We start from the raw sequence: 12,632 nt of genomic DNA on the forward strand, positions 1-12,632 counted from the left end.
TTTTGGTCTGGATGCATGCCCTGCCACGCCGGAGGTGCTCCGGGAGGCGTCCGGTTGTCGAGACCCGAGCATCCGGGCAGGACATGCGTCCCGACGAGACCCGCTTCGTTCAGCGGCTGGGAGGACTCGATCGCCGGCAGATCGCCAAGAGCGTCGCGCGCCACGGCGCCGACGCCTACGACAAGCGCTCCTCCTCCTGAGACCGCTTCCGGAAGATTCCTTCCGGAAGCGGTATCGCCAGCCCGCGCGGCGCCTGAGCGAAGCCGGTTTCCGCATCGCGAAGCGATCAATCCGGCGACTGTATTGCCGGTCAAGGGCCAATCGGCAGTGCCGCGCTTGGTTTTAGCCGTATGGGGGTCAGATCGTTCACCGGCGCGAGCGCGTCAAGGCGGGCGCTGCGCGCCCTCGCGCTTCGCGCGACAAGGCCTTGACCCGCTCCCACCGGCGAACGCCAAGCTCGGCGAGAGGAGCGATGAAGACATCGCTCCTCTCGCTCGTCACGGATCGGATCCCGCAGGGGACGCGGCGTTCTCCTCCCCCCGACCGGCCTCTCCCTGCTGCAACTTGCTCGCCTCGAACGTCGTGTCGTCGCGCACCAGGGCGTTGGCCAGCACCACCAGGCGTCGGCCCGACGCCACGATCGCCACCTTGGCCGGCTTACCCGCCGTTCGCATCGCCCGGTACGGCTCGCGGAAGGCCGAACAGCTGCGCGCCGCCACCATCCCGGCCATGTAGAAGGCCGTGCGCAGGCAGGGACGCCCACCGGCAATCGCGTGGCGGCCCGGGTGAGCCCCGCTCTGGGTCGGATGAGGCGCCATCCCGGCCAGACTGGCCGCCGCCTTGCGGTCGAGCGTGCCGAGTTCGGGCATGTCGGTGATCACCACGCTGGCGATGCGCGAACCGATCCCGGGGATCGAGGTCAGGATCGCGCGCTTGCGCGCCAGGCCAGGCTCGGCGGCGATGCGTGCCTCGAGAGCGGCCTCGACCTCGGTGCAGGCAGCCGTCAGGGCCTTGATCACCGCCCTGTGGCTGTCGGCGATGGCCGGGTCGAGGGCCTGGGCCAGGCGGGTCTTCTCCATGGCGATCAGCTCGGTGAGCTGGCGGCGCCGGGTCGAGAGAGCCTTGAGGGTGATCTGGTCGGGGGTCGGGGCGGGGCGCAGGTGCTCGCTCATGCGCTGAGCAAAGCGGGCGATGAGGGCGGCGTCCAGCCGGTCTGTCTTGGCGATCAGCCCTTCGGCGGAGCGGAACGCCTTGACCTGGCGCGGATCGGCCAGGGCGACGTCGAGCTCGGCTTTACGCAGGGCGGCGATGAGGGGATAGGCGTAGGGGCCGATCGCCTCCAGGGCGACCGTGCGGATCCCGCGCTGCTTGAGCGTCGAGATCAGCTTGGCGATGCCGGTCTCCGTATTGTCCTGACGCACCGGCTTGGCCGCCGGGAAGAAGCCGAGATCGAGGAAGTGCTTGCCGACATCGATGCCGGCCACGGTGGGGATGGTGGCGCTGTGTGACATGGGTGATCCTGTCCTGTACGCGGACGCCTGCACGAGGCAGGGCCCGATCGACTGTCCGGAGCAGCCATCAGGACATCCGGGATCAGGCCGGAAGGCGATCGTGCGGCCATCGCCGTTGAGCGACAGGGGACGCAGACCGGGAAACCGTGAGACCGCCGGATGCCCTCGCCGTAGCAGCCTACGGCCACACATCAGGTACAGGAAACCGTATCACGCAGGCCGTCGGGAAAGTCCAAGTCCGGAACCGACCGTACCCCTGCCGCGTGATCACCGCAGGGCACGACGAGTCGCGAAGAATCGAAAGTCTCGTTGCCGAACCCCGGACGATCACGGCTCCCGGTCCGGCGTGACCTCGCTCACGTACGCGACCATGAAGGTATGGAAGTCGCCGCTGCCGGCGTCGCGGATCGAGACGTACTCGCCGACCACGAAGGCATGCGTGCCGAGGCGGTAGCCGGGTTCGTCGTCGTCGGTCGTGCGGTCGTCGTAGTCGATGAGCCAGGTCGCCCCGCCCTCCCCGCCGGCCCGGTGCACGAGGCGGCCGTGGCGGTCGGGCTCGCCGGTCCAGAAGCGGCGCACGCGGCAATGGTCGCGGGACGCGCGCCAGAGTCCGGCATCGAGGTGCCCGTCCGGCCGGAGCGGCGCGACGAGATCGTAGCCGCGCCCCGCGCTGCCCTCGGGATGCTCGGGGCAGCGCGCCAACGTCAGGGTCACGCGGTGCAGCTCCGCCGACGGGCCCGGCCCGGCCGCGGCATGGCCGCGATCATGCCCGGGACTGTGCGTTCCATGCGCCATGGTCGTCTCCTCACGTCAGGGCCACGGTCCGGTCCTCGACCGCGCGCACGCCCGGGACCGACCAGGCGGCCCGCTCGGCGGCGTCGCGCTCGGCCAGCGACGAGACGGCGCCCTCCAGGGTGACCCGGTCGCCCTCGACCCGGATCGTGATCGCATCGGCATCGAGCAGGGCGTGGCGCCGGAAGGCCTCCAGGATCTTGCTCCGGACCGCGCTCGGCCGGACCTCGGGCCGGACCTCGATGAGGTTCGACACCCCGACGACGCCGGACAGCTTGCGCACCGCGGCTTCCGCCCCCGCCATCTGGTACTGCCAGGGCACGGATCCGGTCAGGGTGATCCAGCCCTTGGCGACGCGGACCTGGATCGCGTCCGTCGGCAGGTGGACCGACCAGTCGATGATGGCGAGCGCCCGGGCGGCGATCTGGTCGTCCATCACCTTCTTGGCCTGTGGGAAGCGGACCTCGATCTCCTGGGCGATGGCGCGCACGCCCTTCACCCGGCGCACGGCGCGCTCCGCCGCGACCTGCTCGGCGTAGCTGCCGACATGGCCGGTCAGGGTGACGACGCCCTCCGCGACGGCGACGCCGATCTCGGCCGCATCGAGGCTGGGATCGAAGTCGAGCTCGTCGAGGACGTCGCGGCGCAGATCCTTGTCGGTCATGACGGCGCTCCTGCATGTCTCGGCGGAACGGCGAGACTCCAGCGGGGGACTTTCGGCGGGTCACGCCGACGAGCCTTGATCCAGCGCAAGGCCGACGCGGCTCTCGGCCCGGGCGAGACCGGCACAACGCTGCATCTCCCGGCGCAGCACGGAGACCGGTTCGTCGGCCCCCGCCGCCGCCAGGTCCACCACGAGGCGCGCCAGGACCGCCTCGTCGTCGAGGGGCACGGTCTCCCCCACGAAGGCGTCGGTGAAGCGCGAGGCCGCGTCGGGATCGAGCGCCATCCGCTCGCCGGCCCAGCGCGCCAGGAGCCGGTTGCGCCGGGTGCGCTCCTGGAAGCGCCGGTCCTCCTCGTGCACGAACCGGCGCTCGAAGGCCTGCTCGCGTTCGTCGAACGTCGTCATGACGACCTCCCCTCTCGCTTCATTGGTGGGCCGGCTGGGCTGCTCAATCCTCGACGAGGCGGTGCATCCGTCCGCGGCGCAGGCTGACCTGCCGGCCGCCGGTGCGCAGGAGCGCCCCCTCGCCTTCGAGCTGCGAGATCGTGCGCGACACGGTCTCGATGGTCAGGCCGAGATAGTCGGCGATGTCGCGCCGCGTCATCGGCAGGTCGAAGGTTCCGGTGCCGCCGAGCCGCGCATCGACGTCGAGCAGGAAGGCGGCGACGCGCTCGACCGCCGAGCGCCGCCCGAGCAGCAGCATGTGGTCCTGGGCGTGGCGCAGGGCCCGGGCCGCCAGGCTCCAGAGCTGGCAGGCGACCTCGGCCCGGTCGGCGGCGACCCGCTCGATCTGCCGCCGCTTGAAGGTCAGGACCCGGGTCCCGGACAGGGCCTCGGCGGTGTGCCGGTGGGTCTCGCCCTGGTCGAAGCCGAACAGGTCGCCGGGCAGGTGGAAGCCGGTGATCTGGCGCCGGCCGTCGCTCAGCACCTTGTGGGTGCGGACCGCGCCCTGCACCACCCGGTAGACGCTCTCCGCCTCCTCGCCCTCGCCGAAGATCTCTTCCTCGCGGGCATAGGCGGAGGGCGTGCCGATGAGGTCCGGGCAGCCGGCGAAGAGGCCGGCGCCGTCGCGGCCCGTGGCTCGGGCGCGGGGGCTCACGACCGGGCGTGAGACAGGGGGCAGGGCCATCTCCGGCGACATCGGTGCACTCCTCATCCCTTCGACGCGGATGAGAATGTCCGGATCGTGGTCACGCGGAAATTCCGGTCGGCCGCGTAAGTGTGTCTGCTTAAGGACATTTACGGAGGCGCGGCCTCGTCGCCGGACGGATGTCGCGGCTTTGAGGCCGGTACCAGTTGCGCTGGATCAAAGCCGGCCGGCCTCGTAGGGAGGAAGCCTCGTCTCCGGCTCCCACCGGAGGCGATCCATGTCGACGCATGCTTCATCCCCGCTCGCCGGTCTCCGCGACCTCCTCATCGGCACGATCGTGGAGGACGAGGATCATCCGGTCTCCCCGGCGATCGGGTACGGGCTCTCGCTGGCGGAGGCGGCGAGCGCCCACGTGACGATCCAGTCCTCCTCCTGGTGCCTCGTCGGCACCGATTCGTGGCTCGCCGGTCCCTCCGACGACGGCGTCACGGCCGTCGACCGCCGCCTCGACGCCCTGGCCCGCGCCTTCGCGGAGAATGCGGCCGGCGCGGCGGCGCAGGCCGGCCTGACCTGCACCTGGGAGACGCCGCGCCTGCCCTATCCGGAGGTGGTGCATCGGCTGGCCGCCGAGGCGCGCCTGCACGACCTGACCGTTCTCGATCTCGATCCGCGCAGCGAGATCCTGTCGCGCGAGACGATCGAGACGGCGCTGATGGCGAGCGGCCGTCCGGTGATCGCGGTGCCGCGCACGCATCCGGCCTTCGCCGGGAGGCGGATCGTCGTGGCCTGGGACGGCAGCCTGCAGGCCGCCCGCGCCGCCAACGACGCCCTGCCGCTCCTGCGCGCCGCCGAGGCCGTCGAGCTCGTCACGGTCGGCGATCCCGACGACCTGCTCACGACCGTGCCGGGAGCCGACTTCGCCCGCCACCTCGCGCGGCACGGCGTCGCCGTCACGGTCACCGACCTGCCGCAGGTGGGCGGCACCGCCGACACGCTGCGCGGCCACGCCGAGCGGGTGCGGGCCGACCTGATCGTGATGGGAGCCTACCGGCATTCCCGCACGCGGGAATTCGTCTTCGGCGGCGTGACCCGCGCGTTCCTGCTCGACGCACCGGTCCCGCTGTTTCTCGCTCATTGAAGGGGAGGCTCGTCATGATGCGGCATCGACCGACGAGGACCGACGCGCTCCGGACCGCGCGCCGGCGCAAGGCCATCCGGCAGACGCTCAGGCCTGCAATCGTCCCGGCGCCGCCGCGACCCGACGACGAGATCCCGATCTCGCCGGTCGCGACGGAAGACCTCGAGCCGTTCGACGCGGAGGATTTGCGCGCCCTCAAATCCGGCTGGACCTTCGTCGAGTGAGGCGCAGCCGCGCGTCCGCCACCGGGATCTGCTTTCAAGACGGGCCCGCCGAATGGGCGCCGGGCGCCCCGGGGCATCGGCGTCACGCCGCCGGCGGGCCCGTGTCCGCGCCCTGATCGGCGCCGGGCCCCGACAGGGCCCGCATCGCGTTCAGGATGACGGCGACGTCGATGGCCTCCTGCACCAGGGCGCCCTGCACCGGCGTGAGCGCGCCGAGGGCGGCCGCGACCATTCCGGCGAGCGAGAGCCCGAGCCCGGCGAGCACGCTCTGGAGGGCGATGGTACGGGCCTTCCTGGCGATGCGGATGGCCTCCGGCAGCGGCGCCAGGCTGTCGACGAGCAGGACCACGTCGGCGGCCTCCGCCGCCGCGGCGGCACCCCGGGCGCCCAGCGCCACCCCGAGATCCGCCGCCGCCAGGGCGGGCGCGTCGTTGATCCCGTCGCCCACCATCATCACCGCCCCGCGCAGCCGCTCGGCGACGACAACCTGCGTCTTGTCCGCCGGGTCGAGATCGGCCGCCACCGCGTCGATCGGCAGGCCCGCGGTGAGCGCTTCCGCCACGGCGCGCCGGTCCCCGGTCGCGAGCACGATCCGGGCGATTCCGCACTCCCGCAGGGCGTCCAGGACGGCGGCACCGTCGCGGCGCAGCGGATCGGCGAAGGACAGGATCGCGGCCGGCCGGCCGTCGACAACCACCAGGATCGTGGCCGCGGCGTCCCGCCCCGCCGGGTCTGGCCCTGTCTGCTGCGACGGAAAGGCGATTCCCTGCGCGCGCATCAGGCGCGGCCCGCCCGCGCTCACGCGCCGCCCCTCCACGAGCCCGATCACGCCGTCGCCCGGGACCTCGGTCACCGCCGACGGGGAGGCAAGGCGCAGGCCGCGCGCCTTCGCCGCCTCGACGAGCGCCCGGGCGATCGGGTGGGCCGAGGCCTGGTCGAGGGACGCCGCCAGGTGCAGGGCCTCCTCCTCGCCGAAGGGCGGCAGCGCCGCGACCGATTTCAGGCGCGCTCGGCCGTGGGTCAGGGTGCCGGTCTTGTCGACGACGAGGATCTCCACCTTGGCCAGGGTCTCCAGGGCCCCGCCGCCCTTGACGAGGATGCCGCGCCGCGCCGCGCGCGACAGGCCGGAGACCAGGGCGACCGGCACCGCCAGGATCAGCGGGCAGGGCGTCGCCACCACCAGCACGGCGAGCGCCCGCAGGGGATCGCCCGCGGCGGCCCAGGCGCCGCCTGCGAGGACGAGCGTGACGACGAGGAAGACGAGGCCGTAGCGGTCGGCGAGCCGCGCCATCGGCGCCTTGGCGGCCCGCGCCGCCTCGACGAGGCGCACGATGCCCGCATAGGTGCTCTCCTCCGCCCGCCGCTCGGCCAGGAGCGTGAAGGCCTGGCCGACATTGAGGCTGCCGCTGAGCACGGCGGTTCCTGCCGCGAAGGACGCGGGCAGCGACTCGCCGGTGAGGCTCGACAGGTCGAGGACGGCGCGGCCCGCGGCGACGCGCCCGTCCACCGGCAGGACGTCGCCGGCCCGCACGAGGATGCGGTCGCCCGGGGCCAGCGCCGAGAGCGGCACCTCGTGCACCCGGACGCCCTCCGCCCCGGTCTCCTCCCGCAGGGCGGTACGCGGCTGACGCGCGATGAGCGCCGTCATCGCCCGGCCCGCCCGTCCGGCCGCATAGGCCTCCAGCGACTGGCCGCCGGCATACATCAGCGCGATGACGGCGCCGGCGAGCGGCTGCGACAGGGCGAGCGCGCCGCCCATCGACAGGAGCGCGACGAGGTCGAGCCCGACATCCCCCCGGGCGAGGCTCGTCGCCACCTGGACCAGCAGCACGGCGAGCACCGCCAGGGTGGCGAGGCTCCAGGCCAGGGCGGCGGCCTCCGGATGGCCGAGACCCTGCGCCGCGAAACCGGCGCCGAGCCCGAGAAGCGGCAGCGCCACGAGCCCGCCGCGCAGGGCGAGCATCCATCCGGCCGGGATCGTCCCGGATGCATCTCTCTCCGCAGGTGACCGCTCCATGACCGCCCTCGCCTCCCTCGCGTTGCCTCTCAGACACGCGCCGAAGTCGGCCGCCGGGCCTTGCGCTGGATCAAGCGCCGGGCCCGGGGCCCGGGGACCGCCGACGTTTGAGCAGGATCAAAGCCGGCCCTCGCCGCCGGCCGCAGGATCGCCGCATGACCCAAACGGGAGGGATGCCATGCTGGCACGCGACATCATGCACCGCGACGTCGTCACGGTGACGCCCGAGACGCCGCTGGGGGCGATCGTCCGGCTGCTCGTCGAGAAGCGGTTCGGCGCCGTCCCGGTGACGGACGATGACGGCCGCCTCGTCGGGATCTTGAGCGAGGCCGACCTGCTCCACCGCGAGGAACTCGGTACCGAGCGGCGGCGCAACCGCTGGCTCGACGCCTTCGCGTCGATCGAGACGCTGGCGAACGCCTACCGGGGCGCCCACGGCCGGCTGGCCCGGGACGTGATGGCGCGCTCCGTGGTCACGGCCGCGCCCGAGACGCCGCTGCACGAGATCGTCGAGCTGATGGAGCGCCGGCACATCCGCCGCGTGCCGATCGTCGAGGCGCGGCCCGACGGGAGCGAGCGAATCGTCGGGATCGTGACCCGCGGCGACCTCGTGCGGGCCCTCGCGACCCTGGTCCCGGCCGCGCCCACGGCCGGCACCGACCAGGCCCTCTCCGACCGGCGCATCCGCGACATGCTGCTGGCCGAGCTCGCCCGCCAGCCCTGGACCGACAAGGCCGAGGGCAACGTCACGGTGCTCGACGGGGTGGTGCATCTCTGGGGCGCGGTGACGAACGAGGCCGAGGCCCGCGGCCTGGTGACCGCGGCGGAGGGTATCCCGGGCGTCGTCGCCGTGCGCGACCACACCTTCGTCGCCTATTGGGGCGCGGATCCGATCATGCTGTGAGAGATTTCTTTATCAAATCGTCAGTATTGACACCCTCCGCGTCATCCCGGGTCTCGTCGAAGACGAGAGCCCGGGATCCATAACCGCTGACGCCGAAGAACATGGCGGTCGACGTTCCGCTTCATCCTGCATCGTCAACGGTTATGGATCCCGGGTTCCGCTGCGCGGCCCCGGGACGACATCAAGGGTTTCACGGCGGTCAGCCGACGCGAACGGGCTCTCGGCGTGCCGCGATCGACCCGGCCTCACCGGCCGCGCCGTCGGTTCAGCCGCAACAGGGCTGCCCGGCATTGCAGCAGGCGCCCGCCTTCTGCTCCTCGAGCCAGCGGTCGCGCGGCTTGCAGCTCGCCGCGCGGGGCGCCAAGGCGACGGTGAGCGACCCGTCCGCCGGACGCGGGCGGGCGGCGGCGTGGAGCTGCATCGGGGCGACGCCGTCGCTGACCTCGAAGGTCAGGCGCGCGCCGAGATCCAGGCCGACATGCTCCGAGACCTTGCGGATGATCGCCGCGAACTTGCCCGCCTTCATGTGCGTGCGGTCGCCGTCGGTCACGTCCCAGAGCTGCACGAAGATCTCCGACCAGGATTCCGGGTTGCCGCCGCAATCGAGGGCGGCGAACCGCCCGGCCTTCACCTCGGTGACGTGGTAGCCGGGGCGGATCGTCCGGCCCTCGTACGAGAAGACCAGGGGCGCGGCCGGCTCGGCGTCGCAGGCGGCCAGCAAGGCGCCGAGGGGAATGTCCTCGGTAGCCGGCGGCGTCGGCAAGGTCGCGTCCATCTTGGCAACGTCCAGCATCGGTGCTACCCCACGTTTCGATATTTCCAGGATTGTAGAAACGTGGACGAGCGTCAAGCCCTCCAGGCCTTCGCGGCCCTGTCGCAGGACACCCGCCTGCGCCTCCTGCGCCAGCTGGTGACGGCCGGCCCCGAGGGCGTGGCGGCCGGCACCCTCGCGGGCGGGGTGGCGGCTCCGCCCTCCACCGTCTCGTTTCACCTGAAGGAGCTGGAGCAGGCCGGCCTCGTCGCCTCGCGGCGGGACGGGCGCTCGATCATCTACAGCGCCGCCTATCCGGCCCTGTCCGGCCTGATCGCCTTCCTGATGAAGGATTGCTGCCAGGGCCGGCCGGAGGTCTGCACACCGGCGGTCGCCGCGCTGACCGCCTGCTGCCCGGAGGGCGAGGAGACCCGCGCATGACCGTCACCCTCTACCACAACCCGGGTTGCGGCACCTCGCGCAGCACCCTCAAGCTCCTGCGGGCCTGCGGTATCGAGCCGGCGGTGATCGAATACCTGAGCACTCCGCCCTCCACGCCGGATCTCGTCGCTCTGCTCGACCGTATGGGCATCCCGGTCCGCGCGGTCCTGCGCGAGCGGGGGACGCCCTATGCGGCCCTCGGGCTGGGCGATTCCGCCATGTCCGACGATGCGCTGCACGCCGCGATCCAGGCACACCCGATCCTCCTCAATCGGCCCATCGTGGTGACGGACAAGGGTGCGAAGCTCTGCCGCCCGTCCGACGTGGTGCTGGATCTCCTGCCGGACGGTCTCGCCGAGACGACCGCGACCCGCGACGACGGCACCCCCTTTCTCCGCGACCTCCCGATCACGGGCGACAGCCCGGACCTGGCGGCGGCTCTGACGGCGGCGGGCCTGCCGACGGCCGACCTGGCCGAATCCGGCCGCACGTTCTTCCGCTACACCACGCTGGACGGTCACGGCGTCGGCTGGGGCGGGTTCGAGCTCTACGGCCCGGACGTGCTGCTGCGCTCGCTGGCCGTGCTGCCGCGCCTCCACGGCCGGGGTCATGGGCGCAACCTGGCGGCGCTGCTGATGCGGCGAGCCTCCGATCGGGGCGCGCGCCAGGCTTACGCGCTGACCGGCGCCCCCGAGGCCCGCGCCTTCTTCGAACGGCTTGGCTTTGCCGCCTGCGACCGTGCATCGGCCCCGGCCACGATCCGGAACACGCGCCAGGCGGCCGGATTGTGCCCGGCCTCGGCCACGCTGCTGACCAAGCCCATCACCCTCTGAAAGCCCGGCCCGGGACCCTCATCGAACCATGAGCACCTTCGAACGCTACCTGACCCTCTGGGTCGCCCTCTGCATCGTCGCCGGCATCGCGCTCGGCCACGTCGTGCCGGGGTTCTTCCACCTCGTCGGCGCGGCCGAGATCGCCAGGGTCAACCTGCCTGTGGCGGTGCTGATCTGGCTCATGGTCGTCCCGATGCTGCTCAAGATCGACTTCGCTGCGCTGGGCCAGGTCGGCCGGCACTGGCGCGGGATCGGCGTCACCCTCCTGGTGAACTGGGCGGTCAAGCCGTTCTCGATGGCGCTGCTCGGCTGGCTGTTCGTGGGCGTCCTGTTCAAGCCCTACCTGCCGGCGGACCAGATCCCCAGCTACATCGCCGGCCTCATCATCCTGGCCGCCGCGCCCTGCACCGCGATGGTGTTCGTCTGGTCGAACCTCACCCGCGGCGAGCCGCATTTCACCCTGTCGCAGGTCGCGCTCAACGACAGCATCATGGTGGTGGCCTTCGCCCCCATCGTCGGCCTGCTGCTCGGCCTGTCCTCGATCACCGTGCCGTGGAGCACGCTGGTGCTCTCGGTGGTGCTCTACATCGTCGTGCCGGTGATCGTGGCGCAGGTCCTGCGACGCAGCCTGCTGGCCTCCGGCGGGCAGGCGGCCCTCGACCGGCTGCTGCGCGCCCTCGGCCCGGTCTCGCTCGCCGCGCTCCTCGCCACGCTGGTGCTGCTGTTCGGCTTCCAGGGCGAGCAGATCCTGGCCCAGCCGCTCGTCATCGCCCTGCTGGCGGTGCCGATCCTGATCCAGGTCTACTTCAATGCGGGGCTCGCCTACCTGCTCAACCGCTGGGCCGGGGAGCAGCATTGCGTCGCCGGACCCTCGGCGCTGATCGGGGCCTCGAACTTCTTCGAGCTGGCGGTGGCCGCCGCGATCAGCCTGTTCGGCTTCGACTCGGGCGCGGCCCTCGCCACGGTGGTCGGCGTGCTGATCGAGGTCCCGGTGATGCTGTCGGTGGTGTGGATCGTGAACCGCAGCCGGGGCTGGTACGAGCGAGGCGCGGCGCAGAGGAACGCGGCGCTCGCGCCGGCCTCCCGTGAGGCCTGAGCCCGGCGCTGCGCCGGGCCGCCTGGCCGTCATCTCGGCCCTCGGCATCGTCGAGATCCTGGCCTGGGGCTCGTCGTTCTACCTGCCGGCGATCCTCGCCGGGCCGGTCGCGGACGGGACCGGATGGCCGCTCGCCGGGATCGTCGGCGGCCTGACCCTCGGCCTCCTGGTCGCCGCTGCCGCATCGCCGCATGTCGGCGCGGTCATCCAGCGCCGTGGCGGCCGGCCGGTCCTCGCCGCGGCGGCCCTGTTCCTCGCGGCCGGCCTCGCCACCCTGGCGGTCGCGCCGGTCCTGCCGGTCTTCCTGGCCGGCTGGCTGCTCCTCGGCCTCGGCATGGCCTGCGGCCTGTACGACCCGGCCTTCGCCACCCTCGGCCGGCTCTACGGCGCGGCGGCCCGGCCGGCGATCACCGCGCTGACCCTCTGGGGCGGGTTCGCCAGCACCGTCTGCTGGCCGCTCTCGGCGCTCCTCGTCGCGCAGATCGGCTGGCGGGGCGCCTGCCTGGCCTATGCCGGCCTGCATCTCCTGGTCACGCTGCCGCTGGTACTGGGGTTCATCCCGTCCACCCCCGCGCTGCCGGCGACGGCGGAGACCCGCGCGGCGGCGGCCGGCCCGCTCTCGGCACGCGAGCGGCGGGCATTCCGGCTGTTCGCCGGGGTGCTGGTGCTCGGCGGAGCGATCATGTCCCTGGTCTCGGTCCACCTCGTCACCCTGCTGCAGGCGCGCGGCGTCGCGCTCGCCTCGGCGGTGTCCTACGGGGCGCTGATCGGGCCGGCCCAGGTCGGCGCGCGGATCGTCGAGATGGCGTTCAAGGGCCGCCACCACCCGCTCTGGACGCTGATCGCGGCCTTCGGCCTCGTGGCGCTCGGCCTCGCCCTGCTCGCCGCGGACGTGCCCGGCCTGGGGGTCTGGCTGGTGCTCTACGGCGGCGGCAACGGCATCTCTTCGATCGCCCGGGGGACGGTGCCGCTGGCCCTGTTCGGCCCGGAGCGCTACCCGCTGCTGGTCGGCCGCCTGGCACGGCCCGGGCTGATCGCCCAGGCCCTGGCGCCGCCGGCCGGCGCGGTCCTGCTCGTCCAGGCCGGCGCGGGCCCGCTCTGGTGGTGGCTGCTCGCCCTCGCCCTGGTCAATCTCGGCCTGATCGGGGCGCTCTGGCGGATGCGGTGATCG

The 12,632-nt window shown here is 72.7% G+C and carries 14 protein-coding genes; 7 read left to right on the forward strand and 7 right to left on the reverse strand.

The window, feature by feature from the left end; all coding sequences use genetic code 11:
* Positions 1-497 precede the first annotated feature (497 nt).
* The 5 genes from AC3AOF_RS14145 to AC3AOF_RS14165 all read right to left on the reverse strand — a co-directional run bounded on the left by AC3AOF_RS14145 (position 498) and on the right by AC3AOF_RS14165 (position 4,108).
* Complete coding sequence (locus AC3AOF_RS14145) at positions 498-1,511, reverse strand: IS110 family RNA-guided transposase (RefSeq protein ID WP_488346458.1); 1,014 nt, start codon at positions 1,509-1,511, stop codon at positions 498-500.
* A 327-nt stretch (positions 1,512-1,838) separates the two neighbouring features.
* Entirely contained in the window at positions 1,839-2,306 is a 468-nt protein-coding gene (locus AC3AOF_RS14150) for a hypothetical protein (RefSeq protein ID WP_236990203.1), read from the reverse strand.
* Between the two features lie 10 nt (positions 2,307-2,316).
* Positions 2,317-2,967: a BON domain-containing protein gene (locus tag AC3AOF_RS14155; protein ID WP_488348856.1), complete on the reverse strand. Its 651-nt coding sequence runs from the start codon at positions 2,965-2,967 to the stop codon at positions 2,317-2,319.
* Between the two features lie 60 nt (positions 2,968-3,027).
* Entirely contained in the window at positions 3,028-3,372 is a 345-nt protein-coding gene (locus AC3AOF_RS14160; RefSeq protein ID WP_236990201.1) for a DUF1476 domain-containing protein, read from the reverse strand.
* A gap of 43 nt (positions 3,373-3,415) precedes the next feature.
* Entirely contained in the window at positions 3,416-4,108 is a 693-nt protein-coding gene (locus tag AC3AOF_RS14165) for a helix-turn-helix domain-containing protein (RefSeq protein ID WP_236990200.1), read from the reverse strand.
* Positions 4,109-4,334: 226 nt separating this feature from the next.
* Between AC3AOF_RS14165 and AC3AOF_RS14170 the strand changes: the two genes are divergently transcribed.
* Both AC3AOF_RS14170 and AC3AOF_RS14175 read left to right on the forward strand, forming a co-directional pair.
* Complete coding sequence (locus tag AC3AOF_RS14170) at positions 4,335-5,195, forward strand: universal stress protein (protein WP_488348857.1); 861 nt, start codon at positions 4,335-4,337, stop codon at positions 5,193-5,195.
* Between the two features lie 14 nt (positions 5,196-5,209).
* Positions 5,210-5,419, forward strand: a complete 210-nt coding sequence (locus tag AC3AOF_RS14175) for a hypothetical protein (RefSeq protein WP_236990198.1) — start codon at positions 5,210-5,212, stop codon at positions 5,417-5,419.
* 82 nt (positions 5,420-5,501) lie between these two features.
* On the opposite strand, the gene AC3AOF_RS14180 is transcribed toward AC3AOF_RS14175, so the two are convergent.
* A complete protein-coding gene (locus AC3AOF_RS14180; RefSeq protein ID WP_488348858.1) occupies positions 5,502-7,382 on the reverse strand; it encodes a heavy metal translocating P-type ATPase in 1,881 nt (626 codons plus the stop codon).
* Positions 7,383-7,614: 232 nt separating this feature from the next.
* Here AC3AOF_RS14180 and AC3AOF_RS14185 point away from each other — a divergent pair, with 232 nt between their 5' ends.
* Positions 7,615-8,340: a CBS domain-containing protein gene (locus AC3AOF_RS14185; RefSeq protein ID WP_488348859.1), complete on the forward strand. Its 726-nt coding sequence runs from the start codon at positions 7,615-7,617 to the stop codon at positions 8,338-8,340.
* A gap of 265 nt (positions 8,341-8,605) precedes the next feature.
* On the opposite strand, the gene AC3AOF_RS14190 is transcribed toward AC3AOF_RS14185, so the two are convergent.
* Positions 8,606-9,133, reverse strand: a complete 528-nt coding sequence (locus AC3AOF_RS14190; protein WP_488348860.1) for a DUF6428 family protein — start codon at positions 9,131-9,133, stop codon at positions 8,606-8,608.
* Between the two features lie 42 nt (positions 9,134-9,175).
* Here AC3AOF_RS14190 and AC3AOF_RS14195 point away from each other — a divergent pair, with 42 nt between their 5' ends.
* Genes AC3AOF_RS14195 through AC3AOF_RS14210 form a run of 4 tightly spaced genes read left to right on the forward strand, consistent with a single transcriptional unit; the run spans position 9,176 to position 12,629 of the window.
* Positions 9,176-9,532 (forward strand): ArsR/SmtB family transcription factor, encoded by a 357-nt coding sequence (locus AC3AOF_RS14195; RefSeq protein WP_488348861.1) that lies wholly within the window; start codon positions 9,176-9,178, stop codon positions 9,530-9,532.
* The gene (gene arsN2, locus AC3AOF_RS14200; RefSeq protein WP_488348862.1) at positions 9,529-10,365 is read left to right on the forward strand and encodes an arsenic resistance N-acetyltransferase ArsN2; all 837 of its coding nucleotides are present in this window, start codon (positions 9,529-9,531) and stop codon (positions 10,363-10,365) included. Before AC3AOF_RS14195 ends, arsN2 begins: the two co-directional genes overlap by 4 nt.
* Before the next feature lie 28 nt (positions 10,366-10,393).
* A complete protein-coding gene (gene arsB / locus AC3AOF_RS14205) occupies positions 10,394-11,461 on the forward strand; it encodes an ACR3 family arsenite efflux transporter (protein ID WP_236990192.1) in 1,068 nt (355 codons plus the stop codon).
* Positions 11,451-12,629, forward strand: a complete 1,179-nt coding sequence (locus tag AC3AOF_RS14210) for an MFS transporter (RefSeq protein ID WP_488348863.1) — start codon at positions 11,451-11,453, stop codon at positions 12,627-12,629. Before arsB ends, AC3AOF_RS14210 begins: the two co-directional genes overlap by 11 nt.
* The last annotated feature ends 3 nt before the right edge of the window (positions 12,630-12,632 follow it).

The sequence above is a fragment of the Methylobacterium sp. 142-1Y genome, assembly GCF_057747795.1.